The organism is Curtobacterium flaccumfaciens (assembly GCF_013359815.1).
GTDB classification, from domain to species: domain Bacteria; phylum Actinomycetota; class Actinomycetes; order Actinomycetales; family Microbacteriaceae; genus Curtobacterium; species Curtobacterium flaccumfaciens.
In genome coordinates this window covers 403,267-425,700 of record NZ_JABMCF010000039.1, presented here as the reverse complement: position 1 = coordinate 425,700, position 22,434 = coordinate 403,267, and the positions used below count along the sequence as shown (strand labels likewise).

The 22,434-nt window shown below is 71.9% G+C and carries 23 protein-coding genes; 15 read left to right on the top strand and 8 right to left on the bottom strand.

What is annotated here, in order from left to right:
• Positions 1-114: 114 nt before the first annotated feature.
• On the bottom strand, positions 115-2,325 hold the full coding sequence (locus HP445_RS13615) for an NADP-dependent isocitrate dehydrogenase (RefSeq protein WP_128780386.1): 2,211 nt from the start codon (positions 2,323-2,325) through the stop codon (positions 115-117).
• A gap of 193 nt (positions 2,326-2,518) precedes the next feature.
• On the opposite strand from HP445_RS13615, the gene HP445_RS13610 reads away from it, so the two are divergent.
• Positions 2,519-2,884, top strand: coding sequence for a hypothetical protein (locus HP445_RS13610; RefSeq protein ID WP_128780385.1), 366 nt, complete (start codon positions 2,519-2,521; stop codon positions 2,882-2,884).
• Positions 2,885-2,887: 3 nt separating this feature from the next.
• Here HP445_RS13610 and HP445_RS13605 read toward each other — a convergent pair whose 3' ends face one another.
• A complete protein-coding gene (locus HP445_RS13605) occupies positions 2,888-3,382 on the bottom strand; it encodes a hypothetical protein (protein ID WP_071406257.1) in 495 nt (164 codons plus the stop codon).
• Between the two features lie 162 nt (positions 3,383-3,544).
• On the opposite strand from HP445_RS13605, the gene HP445_RS13600 reads away from it, so the two are divergent.
• From HP445_RS13600 to HP445_RS13590, 3 genes are all read left to right on the top strand, one after another.
• The gene (locus HP445_RS13600; RefSeq protein ID WP_111028886.1) at positions 3,545-4,663 is read left to right on the top strand and encodes a M23 family metallopeptidase; all 1,119 of its coding nucleotides are present in this window, start codon (positions 3,545-3,547) and stop codon (positions 4,661-4,663) included.
• A 161-nt stretch (positions 4,664-4,824) separates the two neighbouring features.
• On the top strand, positions 4,825-6,099 hold the full coding sequence (locus HP445_RS13595) for a hemolysin family protein (protein ID WP_128780384.1): 1,275 nt from the start codon (positions 4,825-4,827) through the stop codon (positions 6,097-6,099).
• 447 nt (positions 6,100-6,546) lie between these two features.
• Positions 6,547-7,458: a helix-turn-helix transcriptional regulator gene (locus HP445_RS13590; RefSeq protein ID WP_071406260.1), complete on the top strand. Its 912-nt coding sequence runs from the start codon at positions 6,547-6,549 to the stop codon at positions 7,456-7,458.
• 45 nt (positions 7,459-7,503) lie between these two features.
• On the opposite strand, the gene HP445_RS13585 is transcribed toward HP445_RS13590, so the two are convergent.
• Entirely contained in the window at positions 7,504-7,707 is a 204-nt protein-coding gene (locus HP445_RS13585; RefSeq protein WP_017887883.1) for a hypothetical protein, read from the bottom strand.
• 38 nt (positions 7,708-7,745) lie between these two features.
• On the opposite strand from HP445_RS13585, the gene HP445_RS13580 reads away from it, so the two are divergent.
• Positions 7,746-8,513: a class I SAM-dependent methyltransferase gene (locus tag HP445_RS13580; RefSeq protein ID WP_128780383.1), complete on the top strand. Its 768-nt coding sequence runs from the start codon at positions 7,746-7,748 to the stop codon at positions 8,511-8,513.
• Between the two features lie 168 nt (positions 8,514-8,681).
• A complete protein-coding gene (locus HP445_RS13575) occupies positions 8,682-9,164 on the top strand; it encodes an FBP domain-containing protein (RefSeq protein WP_128780382.1) in 483 nt (160 codons plus the stop codon).
• A 164-nt stretch (positions 9,165-9,328) separates the two neighbouring features.
• Here the strand turns inward: HP445_RS13575 and HP445_RS13570 are convergent, their stop codons facing one another.
• A complete protein-coding gene (locus tag HP445_RS13570; RefSeq protein ID WP_128780381.1) occupies positions 9,329-10,315 on the bottom strand; it encodes an aldo/keto reductase in 987 nt (328 codons plus the stop codon).
• 111 nt (positions 10,316-10,426) lie between these two features.
• On the opposite strand from HP445_RS13570, the gene HP445_RS13565 reads away from it, so the two are divergent.
• The 7 genes from HP445_RS13565 to HP445_RS13535 all read left to right on the top strand — a co-directional run bounded on the left by HP445_RS13565 (position 10,427) and on the right by HP445_RS13535 (position 17,208).
• On the top strand, positions 10,427-10,663 hold the full coding sequence (locus HP445_RS13565) for a hypothetical protein (protein ID WP_128780380.1): 237 nt from the start codon (positions 10,427-10,429) through the stop codon (positions 10,661-10,663).
• 123 nt (positions 10,664-10,786) lie between these two features.
• Positions 10,787-11,332: an acyl-CoA thioesterase gene (locus HP445_RS13560; protein WP_128780379.1), complete on the top strand. Its 546-nt coding sequence runs from the start codon at positions 10,787-10,789 to the stop codon at positions 11,330-11,332.
• Between the two features lie 32 nt (positions 11,333-11,364).
• Positions 11,365-11,952, top strand: a complete 588-nt coding sequence (locus tag HP445_RS13555) for a YdeI/OmpD-associated family protein (protein ID WP_128780378.1) — start codon at positions 11,365-11,367, stop codon at positions 11,950-11,952.
• Between the two features lie 74 nt (positions 11,953-12,026).
• A complete protein-coding gene (locus HP445_RS13550) occupies positions 12,027-12,908 on the top strand; it encodes an aldo/keto reductase (protein ID WP_027466858.1) in 882 nt (293 codons plus the stop codon).
• A 177-nt stretch (positions 12,909-13,085) separates the two neighbouring features.
• A complete protein-coding gene (locus tag HP445_RS13545) occupies positions 13,086-13,664 on the top strand; it encodes a PadR family transcriptional regulator (RefSeq protein ID WP_241660393.1) in 579 nt (192 codons plus the stop codon).
• The gene (locus HP445_RS13540; RefSeq protein ID WP_027466859.1) at positions 13,661-14,389 is read left to right on the top strand and encodes an ABC transporter ATP-binding protein; all 729 of its coding nucleotides are present in this window, start codon (positions 13,661-13,663) and stop codon (positions 14,387-14,389) included. Before HP445_RS13545 ends, HP445_RS13540 begins: the two co-directional genes overlap by 4 nt.
• On the top strand, positions 14,386-17,208 hold the full coding sequence (locus HP445_RS13535) for an ABC transporter permease (RefSeq protein ID WP_128780377.1): 2,823 nt from the start codon (positions 14,386-14,388) through the stop codon (positions 17,206-17,208). The genes HP445_RS13540 and HP445_RS13535 overlap by 4 nt, the downstream gene beginning before the upstream one ends.
• 84 nt (positions 17,209-17,292) lie before the next feature.
• Here the strand turns inward: HP445_RS13535 and HP445_RS13530 are convergent, their stop codons facing one another.
• The 3 genes from HP445_RS13530 to HP445_RS13520 all read right to left on the bottom strand — a co-directional run bounded on the left by HP445_RS13530 (position 17,293) and on the right by HP445_RS13520 (position 19,211).
• Entirely contained in the window at positions 17,293-17,934 is a 642-nt protein-coding gene (locus HP445_RS13530; protein WP_128780376.1) for a hypothetical protein, read from the bottom strand.
• A 210-nt stretch (positions 17,935-18,144) separates the two neighbouring features.
• Complete coding sequence (locus HP445_RS13525; protein WP_128780375.1) at positions 18,145-18,816, bottom strand: SDR family NAD(P)-dependent oxidoreductase; 672 nt, start codon at positions 18,814-18,816, stop codon at positions 18,145-18,147.
• Complete coding sequence (locus HP445_RS13520; RefSeq protein ID WP_071248546.1) at positions 18,813-19,211, bottom strand: (R)-mandelonitrile lyase; 399 nt, start codon at positions 19,209-19,211, stop codon at positions 18,813-18,815. The genes HP445_RS13525 and HP445_RS13520 overlap by 4 nt, the downstream gene beginning before the upstream one ends.
• Positions 19,212-19,321: 110 nt before the next feature.
• Here HP445_RS13520 and HP445_RS13515 point away from each other — a divergent pair, with 110 nt between their 5' ends.
• The gene (locus HP445_RS13515) at positions 19,322-20,479 is read left to right on the top strand and encodes a PQQ-dependent sugar dehydrogenase (protein WP_128780374.1); all 1,158 of its coding nucleotides are present in this window, start codon (positions 19,322-19,324) and stop codon (positions 20,477-20,479) included.
• A gap of 55 nt (positions 20,480-20,534) precedes the next feature.
• Entirely contained in the window at positions 20,535-21,413 is an 879-nt protein-coding gene (locus HP445_RS13510; protein WP_128780373.1) for a helix-turn-helix transcriptional regulator, read from the top strand.
• 78 nt (positions 21,414-21,491) lie between these two features.
• On the opposite strand, the gene HP445_RS13505 is transcribed toward HP445_RS13510, so the two are convergent.
• Positions 21,492-22,376, bottom strand: a complete 885-nt coding sequence (locus HP445_RS13505; RefSeq protein ID WP_128780372.1) for an aldo/keto reductase — start codon at positions 22,374-22,376, stop codon at positions 21,492-21,494.
• Positions 22,377-22,434: the final 58 nt, after the last annotated feature.

Here is a 22,434-nt window from a genome sequence, read left to right as displayed (position 1 = left end):
CGGGAGGTGGGCCCCACCAGCCGGTACCGGCGCACCGCGCCAGCGGGGTGACGGCCGTGCCTGGAGGGACGGTGCCAGCTGGCACCGGGCCTCCCGTCCGTCGGCTGGTCGCTGCTAGAGCGCTGCCAGCGCCGCGTTCAACGTGGCGGACGGGCGCATGACCGCGCTCGTCTTGGCGTCGTCGGGGCGGTAGTAGCCGCCGATGTCGGCCGGGTGACCCTGCACCGAGACGAGCTCGTCGACGATGGTGTGCTCCTGCTCACCGAGCTTCGCCGCGAGGTCCGCGAACGACGCCGCGAGCTCGGTGTCCTGGGTCTGCGCCGCGAGCTCCTCGGCCCAGTACTTCGCCAGGTAGAAGTGGCTGCCGCGGTTGTCGATCGAGCCGAGCTTCCGACCAGGGGACTTGTCCTGCTCCAGGAACGTCCCGGTGGCTCGGTCGAGGGTCTCGCCCAGGATCTTCGCCCGCTCGTTGCCCGTCACACCGGCGAGGTGCTCGAGGCTGACCGCCAGCGCGAGGAACTCGCCCAGGCTGTCCCAGCGCAGGTAGTTCTGCTGCACGAGCTGCTGCACGTGCTTCGGCGCGGAACCACCGGCACCGGTCTCGAACAGGCCGCCACCGCCCAGCAGCGGGACGACGGAGAGCATCTTCGCCGAGGTGCCGAGCTCCATGATCGGGAACAGGTCGGTCAGGTAGTCGCGCAGGACGTTGCCGGTGACCGAGATGGTGTCCTCGCCGCGGCGGATGCGCTCGAGCGAGAAGCGCATGGCGTCCTCGGGCGCGAGGATCTCGATCTGCAGGCCCTCGGTGTCGTGCTCGCCGAGGTACTCGCGGACAAGCCCGATCAGGTTCGCGTCGTGCGCGCGGGTCTCGTCGAGCCAGAACACGGCCGGCGTCGCGGAGGCACGGGCGCGGGTGACGGCGAGCTTGACCCAGTCGCGGATGGCGACGTCCTTGGTCTGGCAGGCGCGCCAGATGTCACCGGGCTCGACGTCGTGCTCGATGACGACGTCGCCCGAGGCGGTCGTGACGCGGACCACACCGGCGCCGGGCAGCTCGAAGGTCTTGTCGTGCGAGCCGTACTCCTCGGCCTTCTGCGCCATCAGGCCGACGTTGGGCACGGAGCCCATCGTCGACGGGTCGAAGGCGCCGTGGGCGCGGCAGTCGTCGAGCACGGCCTGGTAGATGCCGGCGTAGCTCGAGTCGGGGATGACGGCGAGGGTGTCGTGCTCGTCGCCGTCCGGGCCCCACATGTGGCCCGAGGTGCGGATCATCGCCGGCATCGACGCGTCGACGATGACGTCGCTCGGCACGTGCAGGTTCGTGATGCCCTTGTCCGAGTCGACCATGGCGAGCTCGGGGCCGTCGGCGATGCCCTGCTTGAAGGCACGCTCGATCTCGGCGCCGTTCGGCAGCGCAGCGAGGCCGGCGAGGATCGAGCCGAGGCCGTCGTTCGGGGTCAGGCCCGCGGCGGCGAGGTCGGCGCCGTAGCGCTCGAACACCGACGGGAAGAACGCCTTGATGACGTGGCCGAAGATGATCGGGTCCGAGATCTTCATCATCGTGGCCTTGAGGTGCACGGAGAACAGGACGTCCTCGGCGGCGGCGCGCTCGATCTGCTTGCGCAGGAACGACTCGAGTGCGGCCACGTGCAGCACGGTGCCGTCGACGACCTCGCCCTGCAGCACGGGGATCGACTGCTTGAGGACCTGCTCGCTGCCGTCCTCGGCCACGAAGGTGATCGTCAGGACGTCGTCGGCGGGGGCGATCCAGGACTTCTCGTTCGACCGGAAGTCGTCGACGCCCATGGTGGTGACGTTCGTCTTCGAGTCACGCGACCAGGCGCCCATGCGGTGCGGGTGCTTGCGGGCGTAGTTCTTGACGGACAGGGGTGCGCGGCGGTCGGAGTTGCCTTCGCGCAGCACCGGGTTGACAGCACTGCCCTGGACGCGGCCGTAGCGGGCACGGACGTCGCGCTGCTCGTCGGTCGTGGCCTCGTCCGGGTAGTCGGGCAGGTCGTAGCCCTGCGCCTGCAGTTCCTTGATCGCGACCTTGAGCTGGGGGATCGACGCCGAGATGTTCGGCAGCTTGATGATGTTCGCCTCGGGGGTCTTCGCCAGGTCACCGAGCTCGGCGAGGGCGTCGTCCAGGCGCTGCTCGTCGGTGAGCCGCTCCGGGAACTGGGCGATGATCCGGCCGGCGAGCGAGATGTCGCGGGTCTCGACGTCGACACCCGCGGTGCCGGCGAAGGCCTGGATGACCGGGAGGAAGGAGTGGGTGGCGAGGAACGGCGCCTCGTCCGTGAGGGTGTAGATGATCTTGGCCATGCTGGCGGGTACTCCCTTGTTCGACCGTCGGTACGTCCACGGTACTCGTGGCGCAGGATGTCTCGACATCAAGATACATGGCCCCCGCTTCCGCGCGGCAGATGCTCGGCCGACACCCTGGAGGCGCACTGTCGACACATAGGAACGGTGCGTGGACTGGTCTTCCGCAGCACCAGAGCGAGGGAGAGCGCGCATGACCACCACACGGCAGACCCCGGACGACTTCGGCTGGAGGGCGGAGGACCTGCGGTCCGCCTACGCCTCGGACGGCAGCGGCCCTTACCGCTACGCACCGGACGGTTCCGGCCCGTTCTCGTACGACCCCGACGGCTCCGGTCCGTGGCTCGTCGGACCCGAGCCCCGTCGGAGCACGAAGCGGTTCGCACCGCGCCAGCGTGGCAGCCGGTCGCGCTTGCGGCGGATCGGGACGGCCTGCACCGCCGGAGCGCTGGCACTCGTGCTCGCCGTCGGCAGTGTCTCCGTCGTCGCGCACGCCGCTCCGCCACACCCGTCGCTGCAGGCGGGCACCGCGCAGGGCTCCGGAGCCGACGGAGCCTGAGCCTCAGTCGCCGATCGAGACGCGGAACACCCGGACGCCGGCGGCACGGAGCCCGGCGAGCCCGAGCCGCATGCGCAGCGGCCGGAAGGGCCGGCGGAACCCGGACGACGCCGACGCGGCATCGATCTGGTGCAGGACCTCGGACGTCAGGGTGCGCTCGAGCTTCGGCGCGAGCCGGGTCACCCCGGACACCGTGACGACGATGCGGACGGCGTGCGGCGCGAGCATCGGTGCGATGAGCTCGGCAGCCGCCTGCGCCCGGTGGAACGCGGGGTCGTCACCGGGGCGACGGATCGCGATGACGGCCAACGCCGCGTCCCACGTCTCCTCGGGGTCCGGTAGGTCGTCGACCCCGATGACCCGCATCCGCGCAGCGTCGATCCCGGCGCGCACGGCGGCGGCCCGGAGCACGGGGAGGAGTTCCTGGGTACCGGCCAGCACGACGTCGGCCGACGCCAGGTCGACCGTTCCGTACCGCTCACGCGGCGATCGGGCCATGGTGCGGGTCCTTCCGTCGCTTTCCCCTGACCGTACCGATGCGGAGGGCCCGGGGGACGCTTCCGCCCGTGGTGATCAGAGGCCTCCCAGCGCACTCGGTAACGAAAAGATCACGAAAGGGCCTGTACAAAGCGACAGAGTCGTGCAGAATGGTGGGCGGCCATGACGACTGCACCCGAACTCGACCAGCACCCGGAGACCCCGGTGGTGCACCTGTCCCGTCGCGCCGCCCTCGAGGCCGAGCGTGCAGCAGCCCGCGGACCGCAGCGTCGCAGCAAGACGGCGCCGGTCGCGAAGGCCGCCAAGCCCGAGAAGCCGGCCAAGGCAGCGAAGGTCGCCAAGCCGGCGAAGGCCGCGAAGCCGGCCAAGGCGCCGAAGGCCGCGAAGGTCGCCAAGCCCGTGCAGGCCGTGGTCCTCGCGACAGCGTCCTCGGCCACCGAGCCGGCCGGCCGCCGCTCCGCAGCCGCACGCGCCACCACCGAGCACGTCGATGACCGCATCCAGCGGGTCGTCCGTCGCCCTGCGCCCAAGGTGACCCGCGTCGCCAGCGCACCCCGGGCCTCCCGGTCGGCCCGCGCCGGACGCATCACGCTCACCAGCGCCGCCGCCGCGATCGCGATGTTCGCCGCCTCGGCGATGCCCGCCCACGCGAGCGCCGGCACCTCGATGGCCACCTCGACCATCGCGCCCGTCGTGCGCACCCAGGACTACGCCGTGACCCAGGCGGTCACGGCCGCCGGGTTCGACCGTGACGGGTTCACCGTCGGCGGCGGCTCGACCGTCACCACGAAGACCGCTGGGTCCGCCGACACCGCGGCGACCGCGGGCGGCGCCGTCTCGTTCGGCGGCGCGGTCCGCTCGCCGTTCCCCGGCCCGGTGCAGATGAGCTCCGGCTTCGGGTACCGCTCGGCACCGTGCGGGGCGTGCTCGTCGCTGCACCAGGGCCTCGACTTCACCCCGGGCATGGGCACGCCGATCGGTGCCGTCGCCGCGGGCAAGGTCCGGGTCTCGGGCACCTACTTCTCGTACGGCAACGCGGTCATCATCGACCACGTGGTCGACGGCCGTCAGGTCTCCACGCTCTACGGCCACATGATCCCCGGCTCCTCGCCGCTCAAGGTCGGCGACACCGTCGCGGCCGGGCAGTTCATCGGGCTCGTCGGGTCCTCCGGCGTCTCGACCGGTGCGCACCTGCACCTCGAGGTCCTGATGGACGGCGTCACGCCGATCGACCCGAAGGCGTGGCTCGAAGCCCGCATCGGTCGGTCGCTCACCCTGTAGCGACCGCGCCCCGCACCGACCGCTCCCCGTCACGACGCCGGATCCACAGCCGCTGTCGAGCGGCAGCACGGTGATGTCCCAGTCGGCCTGTGCAGACTCACAGGCATGGACGATCCCCACAGACCGCCCGCCCGTCGTCGATCCGAGGCGGCTGCCCGCTGATGGGCGCCGACACCTGGATCGCCTTCGGGCTCGTCATCCTCTTCGTGCTCGTCGGCGGGGTCTTCGCGGCCGCCGAGATCGCACTCGTCTCCCTCCGCGAATCCCAGCTGCAGCAGCTCGAACGCCGCGGCCCCCGCGGGATGCGGGTCGCCGAGCTCGGCCGTGACCCCAACCGGTTCCTGTCTGCCGTGCAGATCGGCGTGACCGTCGCCGGCTTCTTCTCCGCCGCGTACGGTGCGTCCTCGATCGCACCCGACGTCGCACCGCTGTTCCAGGGGCTCGGCCTCGAGCAGGGCGCGGCCGAAGCCGTCGCGCTGGTGCTGATGACCCTCGTCATCGCGTACCTGTCGCTCGTGTTCGGCGAGCTCGTGCCGAAGCGCCTCGCCCTGCAGCGTGCCGAGGGCTTCTCGATGGCCGTCGCCCCGACCCTGGAGCGCTTCGCGGTGCTGATGCGGCCGGTGATCTGGCTGCTCTCGAAGTCCACCGACACCGTCGTGCGACTGCTCGGCGGCGACCCGAACGCCCGCAGCGAGTCGATGAGCACCGAGGAGCTCCGCGGCCTGGTCGACGAGCACACCGGCGTCGACGAGCAGGGACGCCGGATCGCCCGCAGCGCCCTGGACGCCGGTGACCGCATCCTGCGCGAGTCGATGCGCCCCTGGTACGACGTCTCGACGCTGGATGCCGGCCTCTCCGTCGCCGAGGCCACCGACCAGGCCATCGCGGCCGGCCACACCCGGTACCTCGTGACCTCCGGCGGGCGTGACGAGGTGCAGGGCTTCGTGCACCTCCGTGACCTGCTGCGTCCGGTCGATCCCTCGGCACCCGTCGCCACGCTCGTCCGGCCGGTGCTCGCCCTGCCGGAGACGAAGTCGCTGTCGAGCGCGATCGCGGACATGCGCACCGACGGCCACCAGATCGCCCTGGTGGTCGACGAGTACGGCGGCAGCGCCGGCATGGTCACGCTCGAGGCGCTGCTCGAGGACCTCGTCGGCCGCATCCGCGACGAGTGGGACTCCACCGAGTACGACGAGTCGGTGCTGGCGCACGACGGCGTCGACGGTGCCACGGTGCTCGAGGACCTGGCTGCGGACGGCGGCCCGGTCCTGCCCGACGGCGACTACGAGACCGTGGGTGGGCTCGTGCAGGTGCAGCTGGATCGCGTCCCCGAGGTCGGTGACGTCGTCCTGGCCGGCGGCCACCGCCTCGAGGTGACCGCCATGGACGGTCACCGCGTCGCGCGCGTGCGCATCGGGGCCGACGCCGCGCCCTGACCGCGGGACAGAGCGGGGGGAAGCCCGTGGCGCAGGCGGTCGCAACACCCCGCGGGACGCCGGCGAGCGGTCACAGGCCGTCGTCTACGGCGCCACCAGCCGACAGGTCGCGACCACCCGGCGGGCGGCACGCGACGTGTCGCGACCGGTCGGGTACGGCCGGTCGCGCAACGGAACGCGACCAGACGGCGGACGGGAGGCGCGTGGCGGGGCCGCCCCGCGCCTCCCGTCCGCTTCGGGCGCTCACAACACCCCGCCAGACGCCGACGAGCGGTCACCGGCCGTCGCCTGCGGCGCCACCAGCCGACAGGTTGCGACGGGACGGCGCACGGCACGCGACGTGTCGTGACCAGTCAGCGACGGCCGGCGGCCCCGCCGCGCCCTGACCGGCTGACGGGTACCGCCCGTGCCTGCCGGACGCACGGCCCGGGCACGTACGCTCGTCGCATGGGTATCGACGTGCGCAACGAGATCCGCGACTTCCTGTCCTCCAGGCGGGCGCGGCTCACCCCCGAGCAGGTCGGCATGCCGTCGTTCGGCGGCGGGGTCCGACGGGTCCCCGGGCTGCGTCGGCACGAGGTCGCCATGCTCGCCGGCGTGAGCGTCGACTACTACACGCGACTCGAGCGCGGCTCGCTCAAGGGCGTCTCGGACAGCGTGCTCGAGGGCCTGGCGAGCGCCCTGCAGCTCGACGAGGACGAGCGAGCGCACCTGTGGGACCTCACGCGCCTGGCGAACTCCGGCGCGAAGGTCATGCACCGGAACGTGCCGACCCGCGTGCGCCCCGGCGTGCAGCGGCTGCTCGACGCCATCACCGGCGCACCGGCCTGGGTCCGGAACGAGCGGGGGGACGTCGTCGCGACGAACGAGCTCGGCCGCGCGCTCTACGCACCGCTCTTCGCCGGCCCCGGACGCCCGGTGAACACCGCACGCTTCACGTTCCTCGACCCGGCCGCCCGCGACTTCTTCCCGGACTGGGCACAGACCGCGAAGGACGCCGTGGCCGTGCTCCGGACCGCCGCGGTGTCGAACCCCTGCGAGCCAGGGCTCATCACGCTCGTCGGTGAGCTCTCCACCCGGAGCGAAGAGTTCCGCGGCTGGTGGGCCGCCCACGACGTCCGGATGCAGCGCACCGGCAAGAAGCGCATCGACCACCCGATCGTGGGGGAGCTGCGGCTGTCGTACGAGGCGCTCGACCTCGTCGCCGACCCCGGCCTGACGCTGTTCTCGTACTCGGCTGAGCCGGGCAGCGAGTCCGAGCGGTCGCTCGCGCTGCTCGGCAGCTGGGCCGCGACGGAGCGGGCCGAGCAGTACGCGGCCCTGCGCGAGTCGGAGTCCGAGTCCGAGTCGGTCGACTGACCTGGCCCGCCGACGGGCAGGTGCGTCAGCGCCGTGGTCGGACCGTCAGGCCTGGGGCGGCACGTCGCCGTCGAACAGCTCCGGCGAGCGCATCCGCTCGATGCGCAGCTGCCGCTCCGTCGCCGACAACCGCAGCACACGGATCGCGGCGAACACGAGCACGATGAGGGCGACGGCCAGCACGGCGAGCGCCAGCACGAACAGGGCGTACAGGACGACGACGAATCCGAGACCACTGTCTGCGAGCATCCGTCGAACATAGCAGCGCGGGTTCGTAGGGTGGGGACGTGACGAGGACCACGGACGGCTCAGCAGGGGACGCGGACCACCGGCAGCACCGCCGGCCCGAACCCGCGTTCGCCCGTGCGGTCGCGAAGGCCCTCGGCGATGCCCGGACCGTACTCGACGTCGGTGCGGGTGACGAGGCCGGTGCCGGTGCCGGTGCCGCCGGGTCCTACGCGCCGACCGACCGCGACGTGACCGCGGTGCAGGCCGCCGAGGACCTTCCCTTCGCCGACGACACCTTCGACGCCGCGGTGTCGACCTTCTCGCTGCACGAGTGGCACGACCTCGAACGCGGGCTCGCCGAGGTGCGTCGGGTCACCCGGGGCCCGATCGTGGTCCTGACGTTCGACCCCGACCGCATCGAGCGCTCCTGGCTCGCCGAGTACGCGCCCGAGGTGCTGGCGGCCGACGCCCGTCGCCACCCCGCACTGCCGCGGATCGCCGACGCGCTCGGCGACGACACCGTGACGAGCACCCCGTTGCCGATCCCGTTCACGTGCGTCGACGGGTTCGCCGAGGCGTACTACGCCCGCCCCGAGCGACTCCTCGACCCCGGCGTGCGCCAGGCGGACCCGGCGTGGGGCCTGGTCGACGAGTTCACCGTCCGGCGGTCGGTGGCAGCGCTCCGCACCGCGCTCGAGTCGGGGGAGTGGGACCGGCGGCACGGCTCGTTGCGGATCCGCCCGACGTACGAGGGTTCGGTCGTCCTGGTCACGGCGACGCCGAACCGACCGCGGGCGGACCGGGCCGGGGTTGACACCCGGTCGTAGGCTGGTCGGGTGAGCTTCCAGGAGGTGGTCGGCGCCCGTATCGCCGGCATCAGGGCGTGAGACCCTCGGTCGTGCCCTCGGGTGCGGCCGCCCTCGTCGAACCCTGACCTCCTCCGCCCGGTGCGGTGTGCGTCCGCACGCCCCGGGCCCGCACGAAAGCGATCACCCATGCTCCCCATCGTGGAGAAGACCCTCCGCACGTCCTTCGTCAACGCCTCGCGCAAGGAGGTGTCCGACCTCACGCTGCCCGCCGACTTCGAGACGCTCGACTGGGACGCGCTCGACTACCTCGGCTGGCGCGACCCGAAGATCGGGCGGCGTGCGTACGCCGTCGTGCCGACCCTGGACGGCGACCTGATCGGCATCCTGCTCCGGCAGGCCGAGGCCTCGCCCCGCTCCCGTGCCCAGTGCTCGTGGTGCCAGGACGTCAAGCTGCCGAACGACGTCGCGTTCTACAGCGCGAAACGGTCCGGGCCAGCCGGACGGAACGGCAACACCGTCGGCACCCTGGTCTGCCAGGACTTCCAGTGCTCGCGGAACGTCCGGAAGCTGCCGCCGCCCGCCTACGAGGGCTACGACGTCGAGGCAGCGCGCCTCCGGCGCATCGAGGACCTGCAGGTCCGGGCCGCGTCCTTCGCCGCCGAGGTCTGAGACGCCGGCGTCCTCGGAAGACGCCGCCGAGTCAGCGAGACGCCGCCGGATTCGGAGGCGTCTCGCGCTGACGCCGGCGTCTCGCGTCCGCAAACGCGACTGACGACGGACGGGAGGCCCGGTGCCAGCTGGCACCGGGCCTCCAGGCCGTCAACCGGTCGCTCCTACCGACCGATGGTCGACATGTCGGGGTAGCGGTCGCCGGTCGGGACCGGCAGCGCCGACAGGCGCGACAGCTGGTCCGCGGTGAGGGTCAGGTCGGCTGCGCCGACGTTCTCCTCGAGGCGGGAGACCCGCTTCGTGCCGGGGATCGGGACGATGTCGTCGCCCTGGGCGAGCAGCCAGGCGAGCGACACCTGCGCCGGGGTGGCGCCGGCCTCGGTGGCGATCTCCTTGACCGCGTCGACGATGCGCATGTTCTGCTCGAACGCCTCCTGCTGGAAGCGCGGGTTCGCCAGGCGGAAGTCGTCGGAGTCCAGGTCGGACGGCTTCGTGATGGCACCCGTCAGGAACCCACGGCCGAGCGGCGAGTACGGCACCAGGCCGATGCCGAGCTCGCGCAGGGTGTCGAGCACGTCGCCCTCGGGGTCCCGCGTCCACAGCGAGTACTCGCTCTGCAACGCGGTGATCGGGTGGACGGCGTGGGCCTTGCGGATGGTCTCGGCACCGGCCTCGGACAGTCCGATGTGCCGGATCTTGCCCTCCTGCACGAAGCCGGCGAGCTGGCCGATGACGTCCTCGATCGGGACGGCCGGGTCGACGCGGTGCTGGTAGTAGAGGTCGATGTGGTCCGTGCCCAGGCGGCGGAGGGAGCCTTCGAGCGCCTCGCGCACGGACTCGGGCTGGCTGGAGAGACCGCGCTGCTGCGTCGGGGTCTCCTCACCGGCCTCGTGGCGGTACAGGCCGAACTTGGTCGCGATGACGACGTCGTCGCGACGGCCCTCGAGCGCACGGCGCAGGAGTTCCTCGTTCGTGTAGGGGCCGTACGCCTCGGCGGTGTCGAACAGGGTGACGCCGAGGTCGATCGCGCGGTGGATGGTGCGGATCGACTCGTCGTCGTCGGTGCCGGCGCCCGTGTAGAAGGCGCTCATGCCCATGGTTCCGAGGCCGATCGGTCCGACCTCGAGGTCTGCGAGCTTGCGTGTCTGCATGCTGCAGGTCTACTCCCGGTCCCCCTGACGGCGGGAGGCACTGGCTGTACCCGCCTCCGCACCGCTACGCTGCGAGGGACGGGGCAGACGCCCCGGGCTCGGGGGAGTGTCATGGTCGTCATCTGGATCGTCATCGCCGTGGTCGTCGTGCTCGGCGCCCTGCTCGTCGTGCTCGAGGTGCAGAACCGTCGTCGGCGGCGAGCGCTCGCGGACCTCGAGGACTTCTCCGACCCCACGGCCGGGTCACGTGCCATGGTCGAGGCCGACGCCGCTCGATCGACGGCCGAAGGCGTGTCGAAGACCGCGCACCCGGGTGGCAGCGCCTCCAGCGGGATGTTCTCCGGCTGACCCACCCGGCCGCTCCGGCGGTTGTCGGGAGCAGCGGGTCCGCGGTGACCCGGGCTGCCCGCGCTTCGTGAGGTTCCTCCAAGGTGCTCGCACGAGTGGTCCGCGCACTGGTGTGATCGACACGTGAACCTGTACTTCCGACTGCTCCTGCTGCAGCTGCGCACCCGTCTGCGCGCTCGGGTCGGTGGACGCCGCCGGGCGTCGCTCTGGGACGAGGTCCGGACGCCGTTCCGGGTCGCTCCCACCGACCTCGACCCGCTGCGCCACGTCAACAACGGCAAGTACCTGTCGATGCTCGACCTCGGTCGGCTCGACCTGATGCTCCGATCCGGGTACTGGGCCGCGCTGGCCGAGCACGGCTGGTACCCCGTCGTCTCGGCGCAGACGATCACGTACAAGCGGTCGTTGACGCTCGGCCAGCGGTTCGAGCTCCGCACCCACGTGCTCGGGGTCGACGACCGTGCCGTGTACCTGGAGCAGACGTTCGTGCGACAGGGTGCCGTGATGGCCCGCGCCGTGGTGCAGGCCCGGTTCCTGCGGCGTTCCGGCGGGACGGTGCCGACCGCGGACCTGCTCGAGGCGGCGGGTGGCGCGGACCGCGACCTGACCGTACCCGACTGGGTGCACGACTGGGCGAGTGCGACCCGGATCAGCAGCAGCGCGGCCTGACCCGCGCGGCCGGCCGGTCCTACGATGACCACATGGACATCGTCGACCTGGTGCTGCTGGACGTCGCCGCGTGGCGTGCCTGGCTCGACGACCACGAGCACGAACCCGACGGCGTGTGGCTCGTCCTCGCCAAGAAGGGCGTCACGGAGCCGACGACCCTGACGTACGACACGGCCCTCGACGAAGCACTGTGCTCCGGGTGGATCGACGGGCAGCGACGCGGGCGTGACGACACCACCTACCGCCAGCGGTTCACCCCGCGCCGGAAGGCCTCGCTGTGGTCGCAGCGGAACCTCGGCCTGGTCGCCGCACTCATCGCCGAGGGGCGGATGCGGGAGCGCGGGCACGCCGAGATCGAGCGCGCCAAGGGCGACGGCCGGTGGGACCGCGCCTACGCCGGCTCGGCAACGGCCACGGTGCCCGAGGACCTGCAGGCCGCACTCGACGCCGCCCCCGCAGCCGCCGCGCTGTTCGCCGAGCTCGACGCCACGAACCGGTACGCCGTGCTGCACCGCATCACCACCGCCCCGAACGCCACGGTGCGGACGAACCGGCTCGCCAAGCTCGTCGGCGGACTCGAACGCGGCGAGACCCCGTACCCGCGGCCCACCCGTCCGTAGACCCTGCGAACCCGGAAAGCGGTCGGGGGACACCGACTCAGGGACCGGCAACGCACCGGGCGTAGACCGGGGACATGACCACAGGCACTGACACCACGAACCGTCCGGCCGCGTCCTCCGGCACCTTCCGCATCGGCGGCGACCTCGAGGTCAACCGGCTGGGCTACGGCACCATGCAGCTCACCGGCCCCGGCGTCTGGGGACCGCCGAAGGACCACGACGAGGCGATCCGCGTCCTCAAGCGTGCCGTCGAGCTCGGCGTGAACTTCTTCGACACCGCCGACTCGTACGGCCCCTACGTCGCCGAGGAGCTCCTCAAGGAGGCCCTGCACCCCTACGGCGACGACGTCGTCATCGCCACGAAGGCCGGCCTCACCCGCACCGGCCCGAACGTCTGGCCGCCCGTCGGCCGCCCGGAGTACCTCCGGCAAGAGGCCGAGATGAGCCTCCGCCGCCTGGGCCTCGAGCGCATCGACCTGTTCCAGCTGCACCGCATCGACCCGAAGGTCCCGCTCGAGGACCAGGTCGGCGAGCTGAAGAAGCTGCAGGACGAGGGCAAGATCCGCCACATCGGCCTGTCCGAGGTCTCCGTCGACGAGGTCAAGGCTGCGCAGGAGATCGCCACGATCGTCTCCGTGCAGAACCTGTACAACCTGCAGAAGCGTGACGCCGAGGAACTGCTCGACTGGTCCGAGGAGCAGGGCATCGGCTTCATCCCGTGGTTCCCCCTGGCCACGGGTGGCCTGACCGGCGAGGACTCGCCGCTCACCGAGATCGCCGAGCGCAAGGGTGCCACCCCGGCACAGCTCGCGCTCGCATGGCTGCTCAAGCGCTCCCCGGTGATGCTGCCGATCCCCGGTACGTCGAGCGTCGCGCACCTGGAGGACAACCTCGCGGGTGCCACCGTCGAGCTGACCGACGACGAGTTCGAGGAGCTCGCGAAGCTGGGTCACTGACCCTTCGGACGCGACCGCGGGTCGCGAACGCGACGACCGGTCGGACGGGAGGCGCGGTGCCAGCTGGCACCGCGCCTCCCGTCCGTCTTCCGCCCTCTCCACATCCGTGCTTGCGCACGCATACCGGGTATGTGCATACTCAGTATGGCCACGGTGGCCCGAGACAGGGGAAGTGTCATGAGCGTTCGGATGGGCGTACTCGCGCTGCTGGTGGGGGGACCCGGCTACGGGTACCAGCTCCGGGGGGAGTTCGAGCACCGCACCGGCGGGAGCTGGCCGCTGAACATCGGCCAGGTCTACACGACCCTGGACCGCCTGGAACGCGACGGCCTCGTGGCCCGCGGCGACGCCGACGACGACGGACACGTCGTCTACACGGCGACCGACGCGGGTCGGGCCGAGGTGGCCCGCTGGTTCAGCGAGCCCGTGCCGGCCAAGCGCGGCCGCGACGAGCTGGCGATCAAGTTCGCCCTCGCCGTGACCGTGCCCGGGGTCGACGTCGCCCGGCTGGTGCAGGTGCAGCGCGGTGCCGCGATCCGGAACCTGCAGGACCTGACGCGGCTGAAGCGGACGACCGACCCGTCGACCGACCTGGCGTGGTCGCTCGTGCTCGAGTCGATGGTGTTCCAGGCCGAGGCCGAGGTGCGCTGGCTCGACCACGTGGAGTCGAGCGTCGCGCGGTACCGGCCGGACGAGCACCCGGCGGCGCCTGCCGGTGCCGACGCTGCCGCTGCCGCTCCCCGGAGCGCACGGTGACCGCCGCACCGCTCCTGCAGCTCGACGCCGTGAGCGTGCACTACGGCTCCGGCGCGAAGGCCGTCACCGCCCTGGCCGGGATCGACCTGCGGGTCGAGCGTGGCGAGATGGTGGCCGTGATGGGCACCTCGGGGTCGGGCAAGTCGACGCTGCTCGCCTGCGCCGGCACCCTGCTGCCGCCGACGAGCGGTGAGGTGCTGATCGACGGCGCCTTCGTGTCCGACCGTCCCGCCAAGGAACTCGCAGCGCTGCGACGCCGGCTCATCGGGTTCGTGTTCCAGGACTTCAACCTGATCCCCTCGCTGACCGCGGTCGAGAACGTGGCACTGCCGCTCGAGCTCGACGGGTGGAAGGCCTCGCAGGCCCGCCGTGCCGCGGAGCTCGCGCTGGACAACGTCGAGCTGTCGCACCGAGCCGACGCCTACCCGGACGACCTGTCCGGCGGGCAACAGCAGCGCGTCGCGATCGCCCGCGGCGTGGTCGGCGAGCGCCGGCTCGTGCTCGCCGACGAGCCGACCGGAGCCCTCGACTCGCAGACCGGCGAGGTCGTGCTCCGCATGCTCCGTCGGCACGTCGACGCCGGAGCCGGCGCCCTCCTGGTGACCCACGACGCCCGGCACGCGGCCTGGGCGGACCGGATCGTGTTCCTGCGCGACGGTCGGGTGGTCGACGAGACCGTGTACTCGGGCGTCGAGGCGGCGCTGACGGACCGGACCGCCTCGTGAGCCGGGGTCGGCGTGCCGGGACCGGCCGGACGCCGTTCGCCCTGAGACCGGCGCTCCGTCTGGGGCGTCGACTGGCGTTCGCGAAGGCGGGCCGCGCGGCACTGATCATCGCGCTCATCGGGATCCCCACCGCCGGGTTCGCCGCCGTCGCCGTCGTCGTGCAGTCGACGCAAGCCACGGTCACCGAGCGGCTCGACTACGACCTCGGCCGTGCATCGGCGCAGATGCGGGTGTCCGGCCCGGACCTGCCCGGCATGGTGCAGGACCCGGTGCAGTGGGAGTCCACCGACTCGAAGCGGGACAGCCCCGTCACCAAGTCGGACGAGGACTCCCCGTTCACGAACGTCCTGGCCCACGTGCCCGACGGCGCCCTGTCGATCCCGGTGGGCAGCACGCCCGTCGTGCTGCAGGGTGCGCACGGCCCGGTCGGACTGACCGCCGTGGAGGGCAGCGTCTGGGATCCGTCACTCGAGGGTCACTGGCACGTGCTCGACGGTTCCACGCCGACCACGCGCAGTGAGCTCATGGTCACGCCGGCGACGCTCGAACGCCTCGGGGCGCATATCGGCGACACGGTGGACCTGACCGACCCGGTCACCAAGCGCTTCACGATCACCGGCACCATGACCGACCTGGGGACGGACCCGGGATCGCAGGGCATCTTCCTGCCCTGGGGCACGACGCTCTCGACGACCGACACCACCGACGACGTGGGGCTCACCGACGTCACCGTGTACCTGCCGTCGGACGCCCCGACGTGGTCGGAGATCCGGCAGCTCAACGCGCACGGCATCATCGTGCAGTCACGTCCGGTCGTGCTCGATCCGCCGGACGCCCGGCTCCCCGGCGGGCAGCTGGGCTCGTCGCTCGGCTGGTACCTCGGGGCGATGGGACTGCTCGGCGTCTTCGCGATGTTCGAGGTCGCCCTGCTCGCCGGGGCCGCGTTCCTGGTCGGCACCCGGGCGGACACCCGCTCGTACGCCATCGTCACGAGCGTCGGCGGGGACAAGCGGTTCGTCCGCACGATCGTCGCCGGGTCGGGCCTGGTGCTCGGGCTCGTCGGCGCGGTCCTCGGGGTCGCCGCCGGCACCGGGATCGGCGTGCTCGCCTACCGACTGATCGACAACGGCAACGTGGCGTCGTTCCCCGGGTTGCACGTGCCGCCGCTCCTGCTGCTGTCCATCGCCGCCGCGGGGGTGCTCGCCGGACTCGTCTCCGCGCTCGTCGCCGCACGGTCGGCGACCCGGATCAACGTGCTCGCGGCGCTGCGGGGCTCGCTCCGTCCGGTGCCCGTCAGCCGTCCGGCCCGCCGTCGTCGGCGTATCTGGGGCCCGCTGCTCGTGGTCCTCGGCGCCGTGATGACGCTGGCGTGCGGCGTGGGCGTGCTCATGCTCAACGACCGTCCGGTGCAGCAGGACCGGTGGGCCTACGTCGTCGGTGTCGGCGTCGCGATCGGGCCGTGCCTGATGCAGCTCGGCATCGCCATCTGCTCACCGTGGCTGCTCGCCCTGATCACCCGGCTCACCTCGCGGGCCGGTCTGTCCGCCCGGCTCGCCGCCCGCGACGCCCGCCGCAACCCGGTCCGCACGGTGCCGGTGCTCGCCAGCGTGATGAGCGTCGTGTTCGTGGCCTCGGTCGTGATCACGTGGAGTGCGTCGAGTCACGCCCAGTACGTCCGTGGGTACGAGTACTCCACGGCGGTCGGGGTGGCGACGGCCGAGGTGCAGACCGAGACGAAGGACGGCGGCAGCACCGGTCGCCACGACGCAGCGCTGACTGCGCACGCGGCGAAGGTCGTGTCCGGGGTGTTCGACCAGGACCGCATCCGGGTGCTCGGTGTCGCGCAGGAGCAGCCGGGCGACACCCCCTCGACCGTCACGATCCCGCACCGCTGGAGCGCGTACGACTGCCCCGCGAACGACACGACGAGCTGCTCGTACTACCTGGACACGGCGAGCGCGTCGTCTCCGCACATCTGGACGGGCACCGTCGACGACTACGCCGTGCTCACCGGGCACCGGCCGTCCGCCGCCGTCCGGAGCGCGCTCGAGGGCGGTCGGGCCGTGTCGCTCTGGCCCGAGTACGCACACGACGGCGCGGTCCGCGTCGACACCTTCCACGACCGGACGTGGGAGAGCGACCCCATCACCGAGCGGAGCCGACCGGCGGCCAGCGTCTCGATCCCAGCCGTGCTCGACGTGCAGACCCCGCGGATCCAGGTCGGCGTCTTCATGACGAAGGCGACCGCCGAACGGTACGGCGTGCCCGTGGTCGACGGCATGCTCGTCACGACGCTGCCGCACGACCTCGACCCGGCGCAGGCGGACGAGCTGAGCTCGGCATGGCAGAGCTTCGGCGGCGACGACCGTGCACGGTGGAGCGGCCCGTCGTTCATGTACGAGGCCGGCCCGATCGACAACGAGGCGATCATCCGGGCGATCGTGCTCGCACTCGCGGCGGCCGTCACCATCGGTGCGACGGCGGTGGCGATCGGACTCGCACGGTCCGACGGTCGGCGGGACGACGAAGTGCTCGACGCCATCGGTGCCGCACCACGCCTGCGCCGTGGGGTGTCGACCTGGCAGGCGGCGATCCTGGCCACGGTCGGCTCGGTGATCGGGACGCTCCTCGGACTCCTGCCGATCCGCGCCCTGACCCTGCGGTTCACCGAGAGTCCGGTCGGGGTGAATCACATGCCGTTCGTGCCTGACTGGCCGGTGCTGGCGCTGCTCGCGATCGGCCTGCCCCTCGTGGTGACGGCCGGGGCGTGGCTGACCTCGCGGGGTCGGCGGCGGGTGGCGGTGCGACGGGCGCACTGACGGACGGGAGGCCCGTGGCGGCGTGAGGCTTCGCTTGGTGAGCAGAAGATGTCGAGTCGCCTGCTCGGACTCGACATCTTCTGCTCACGAAGTGGTTGGCAGACCGCTCCCGGCGAACAGCGGGCCGACGGCCAGCGTCCCCACGAGCCAGGCGACCACGATCGCGTCGACAGGCCACACGGGCCCGAGGGAGCGGTCGGCTCCCGGCACCCCGAGGATCCTGCGGCGGTACAGGACCACCGCCACCGCCAGGCAGACCCAACCCACCACCACGATCGGCAGTTCGATCAGGAGTGGCACGATCCCGAGACCGATGCCCCACCACATCGCTGGCAGTGCGGACGCCACCGCCATCATTAGGTAGGACAGGACGACCAAGCGGTTCTCACGTCGGTCGAGCTGGTCGTCGGGTAGCCGAGGACGACGCAGCATCCACACCGTCGCCGCGACGGCGTTGATGCCGATGCCGATCCGCCCGAGAGCGAGTCCGACGAACTGCCCGAAGTCCCACCAGTTCGATCCGGACCCGGTGTCCGGTGCTTCGTACCGGGTGTGCCCGGCGACGTGCAGGAACGCGAGTCCGCCTGCGACGCCGAGCAGGTACAGCAGCCACGTCCAGCGGGGGAGCCGGAGTCGACGGAGCGCCGCTGCGACGAACAGCACCGACGTCGGCATGAGCAGCATCAGGGCTGCCCAGGCTGCACCGTCGAAGGCTCGTGGTTCCACGCCGCGACGCTAGCGGGACCGTCGAGCAGCGCGGCGCTCTGGTGTCCCGCCTACGACTCGGGACCCATCGCCCTGCACGCACCCCGGGACGGACTGGAGGCCCGTGGCGGCGTCGCCACGGGCCTCCAGTCCGTCACATGGTGAGCAGGAATGGTCGGGTCGCTGTGCCGGACCCGACCATTCCTGCTCACGAAGCGGCGAGCGCCGCGCTCACGCGAGCTCGGGCAGCGCCTCCGCGTAGGTGCGGAAGTCGCCGCGCTCCGTGTGGATCGCCCACAGGCGGTCGGCGATGGACTCCCCGGAGTGCTCGGGCCGCCCGTCGTCGATGCCGAACGGGATGATGAGCTGGCCGACGTGGACGTCCTCGTCGCGGACGGCGTCGTGCAGCAGCTGCGCGTAGGCGCTCTCGGCGGCGAAGGCGACGGACGTTCCGGTGACGCGGGCGCCCGGTCGGACCGCGCTGCCGCCGTTCACGAACAGGATCGTGCCGTGGCCGATCGCGCGCATGCCGGGCAGCACCTGGCGGACGGCGTTGACCGAGCCGTAGACCGAGAACTCGATCGGGCCGACCAGGTCGTCCGCCGTGGTCTCGAGCACGGGACGCATGTACTCCTTGGCGGGGAGCGGGCTGTACTGCAGCACCTCGATGGGGCCGAGCTGCTCGGTGGCGCGCTCGAGTGCGGCGCGCAGGGAGTCCCCGTCACGGACGTTCGCGGCGAACCCGGCTGCGGTGTGGCCGCGCTCGCGCAGCTCTGCGGCGAGGCCGTCCAGCCGGTCCTGGTTGCGGGAGATCAGGGCGACGGCGAAGCCCTCACGGGCGAAGCGCTCGGCGACGGCGAGGCCGAGGCCCTTGCCGGCCCCGACGATGGCGATGGTGGTCATGCGGTGTACTCCTCGTCGCTCACGTGCTCGAGCCAGGTGGTGGTGGTCGCCGGGTCGTCGGCAGCCTCGAGCATCGCGAGGTGTTCCATGTAGTCGGTGGGGGTCGCGCCGTGCCAGTGTTCCTCGCCGGCGGGCGTGTAGACGGTCTGTCCAGCCTGCACCTCGATGACGCGGCCGTCCCGGGTGCCCATCCGGGCGACACCCTCGGTGACGTGCAGGGTCTGCCCCTTGGCGTGTGAGTGCCACGCGGTGCGGGCGCCGGGCAGGAACCGGACCTTGGCGACGGTCATCGTCTGACCGGGCTCCTTCGGCGAGGCGATGGCGTCGAGGTACACGTCGCCCGTGAACTGCTCGGGCGGGTTCTTGACGGTCGGCTGCTTCGGTTCGATCTGCATGCCGACGACGGTAGGCCGCCGTGCGCACCGTTGGGAGGTGCCGACAGACCCCCTCAGGGGTTTCCCGAACGCAGCGTGTGTGATCGACGCACGAGCCCGGGAGGATCATCGTGGACACACCCGCCGGAACGCCCCGCAACCGCCGCCTCTGGTCGCTGGCCGGCCTCGCCGCCGTCGCCGCACTGGCCCTCACCGCGTGCACGAGCGGTGACGGTACGGAGCAGGACGGCTCCGACCGGGGCGGTTCGCCGTCGGCGCGCGCGACCGCGCCCGCCGACCTGTCGGCCGGTCAGGTGGCGCTCGACGGTGACACCACCGACGTGGTCACCGGCCTGGAGGCCCCCTGGTCGGTGGTCCTGACGGGTGACGACGGCGACGCGCTGGTCAGCGAGCGCGACTCGGCCCGGGTGCTCGAGCTGCGGTCCGACGGCACCACCCGTCAGGTCGGTACGGTCGACGGTGTCAGCCACGGCGGCGAGGGCGGACTGCTCGGGCTCGCGCTGCACGACGACGACCTGTTCGTCTACTCCACGGCCGACGACGGCAACCGGATCCAGCGGTACGAGCTGACGGGGAGCACCGGGTCGTGGGGGCTCGGCGAGGCGACGACGATCATCGACGGCCTGCCGAAGAACACGTTCCACGACGGCGGCCGGATCGCGTTCGGGCCCGACGACATGCTCTACGCGACCGTCGGGGACGCCGGCGCGAGCACGGACGCGCAGGACGAGGAGTCGCTCGCGGGCAAGATCCTGCGGCTCACCCCGGACGGCGACGTCCCCGCCGACAACCCCATCGACGGGTCACCGGTGTGGAGCCTCGGGCACCGCAACGTGCAGGGCATGGGGTGGTCGTCGGACGGCACGATGTTCGCGTCGGAGTTCGGTGAGAACACCCACGACGAGCTCAACGTGATCGAGCCCGGGTCGAACTACGGCTGGCCCGAGGTCGAGGGCACCGGCGGCGAGGACCAGGGCTTCGTCGACCCCGTGCAGCAGTGGTCCACCGACGAGGCGTCCCCGAGCGGCCTCGCCGTCGTCGACGACACGGTGTTCGTCGCGAACCTGCGGGGCGAGGTGCTCCGTGCGGTCCCCGCCGACGACCCCGGCACCGCGACCGAGTACTTCGCGGGCGACTTCGGCCGCATCCGGACGGTGCTCGAGGGCCCGTCGGACACGCTCTGGTTCGTCACGAACAACACCGACGGCCGCGGGACACCGTCGAGCGGGGACGACCGGATCGTCTCCGTCCCGTTCACGCGCACGTGAAAGGGGTTCCCGCAGCCCCTCGCTCGCGCCGGACGGGGCGAAGTACCGTGACGGCATGAACCACCGCGACGAAGCGCGCGACTTCCTCTCCAGCCGTCGCGCCCGCATCACCCCCGAGCAGGCCGGCGTCGAGACCTTCGGCACGCGGCGTCGCGTCACCGGGCTGCGTCGCGAAGAGGTCGCACGCCTGGCCGGCGTCAGCATCGACTACTACACGCGGCTCGAGCGCGGGAACCTGCAGGGGGTCTCGGACAGCGTGCTCGACGCCATCGGCCGGGCCCTGCAGCTCGACCCCGCCGAGCAGGAGCACCTGCGCGACCTGTCGCAGCACCAGAACGAGACCCCGCGTCGCGCTGGTCGTGTCGTGCCCGTCGCTGCCGTCCGACCCGAGCTGCAGTACCTGCTCGACGTCGTCACGGACGCCCCGGCGATGATCATCAACAACCGGCAGGACATCGTCGCCGCGAACGCGCTCGGCTTCGCGATGCACTCGGACCTGGTCGCGGCACCGGCCCGGCCGATGAACTTCTCGCGCTTCATCTTCCTCGACCCGCAGGCGCGGAACTTCTACCAGGACTGGCAACGGGCTGCGCACACGAACGTCGCGATCCTGCGCCGCGAAGCGGGCCGGACGCCGAACGACAAGGACCTCGCCGCGCTGATCGGCGAGCTGTCGATGCGGAGCGACGACTTCCGCGAGCTCTGGGCCGCGCACGACGTCCGCCGCCACTACGCCGGCGTGAAGTCGTTCCGGCACAGCGTCGTGGGGCCGCTCGAACTGCACTTCCAGACGCTCGAACTCGCTGAGGACCCGGGGCTCTCGCTCACGATCTACCCGGCCACGCCGGGCAGCTCGACGGCCGACGCCCTGCGGGTGCTGGCTTCGTGGGCGGCGACCGAGGGCATCGCGGAGCGGGCGCGCCAGCTCGCCTGACGCGGTGGTCGCGACCACCGATGGGCCGGGAGGAACGGGGCGGGCCCGCACCGCGCCTCCCGGCCGCTCGTGGTCGCGTCAGACCTCCGGGATCACCCGGTCGAACCGGCTCGTGTCCGTCCCGTCCGGGTCCGGGCCGTTGCGACGGCCGGTGTCCAGGGCGTCGAGCCGCGCGAGCTCGTCGTCCGTCAGCGCGAAGTCGAAGACGGCGAAGTTCTCGGCGATGCGACCGGGGTTCGTCGACTTCGGGATCGCGTTCCGCCCCTGCTGCACGTGCCAGCGGAGCATCACCTGCGCCGGCGTCCTGCCGTGCGCCTCGGCGATCGACCGGATCGTCGGGTCGTCCATCACGCTGACCCGCTCGTCGCCCCAGCCGGGGTAGAACGTGATGCCACCGATGGGAGACCACGCCTGGTCGAGGATGCCGTGCTCGGCGTCGGCGCGCTGGACGTCCGGCTGGGTGAAGTACGGGTGCAGTTCGACCTGGTTGAGCGCCGGGATGACGTCGGACTGCTCGAGCAGGGAGCGCAGGTGGTGGGGCATGAAGTTGCTCACACCGATCGCGCGGACCCGGCCGTCGGCGTACAGGCGCTCGAGGGCCCGGTACGCCTGCACGGTCTGCTCGAAGCGGTCCGGTGCGGGCTGGTGCAGGATCAGCACGTCGATCGTGTCGAAGCCGAGCTTGCCGGTGGCCTTGTCGAAGGCGTGCAGGGTCTCGTCGAAGCCGTAGTCCGAGACCCAGATCTTGGTCTCGACCACGATGTCGTCGCGGTCGACGCCCGAGGCGCGGATGCCCTCGCCGACCTCGCGCTCGTTGCCGTACGCGGCGGCGGTGTCGATGTGGCGGTACCCGGTCTCCAGCGCCGTGCGGACGGCGTCCACGGTCTCCTCCGGGGCGCTCTGGAACACGCCGAAACCGATGGCGGGGATCTCGAGTCCGTTGTTCAGGGTGACTGTCTCCATGCCGACGACGCTACGCCGCCGACCCCCTGCTGACGGGTACCAGCAACCCCTGCTTCCG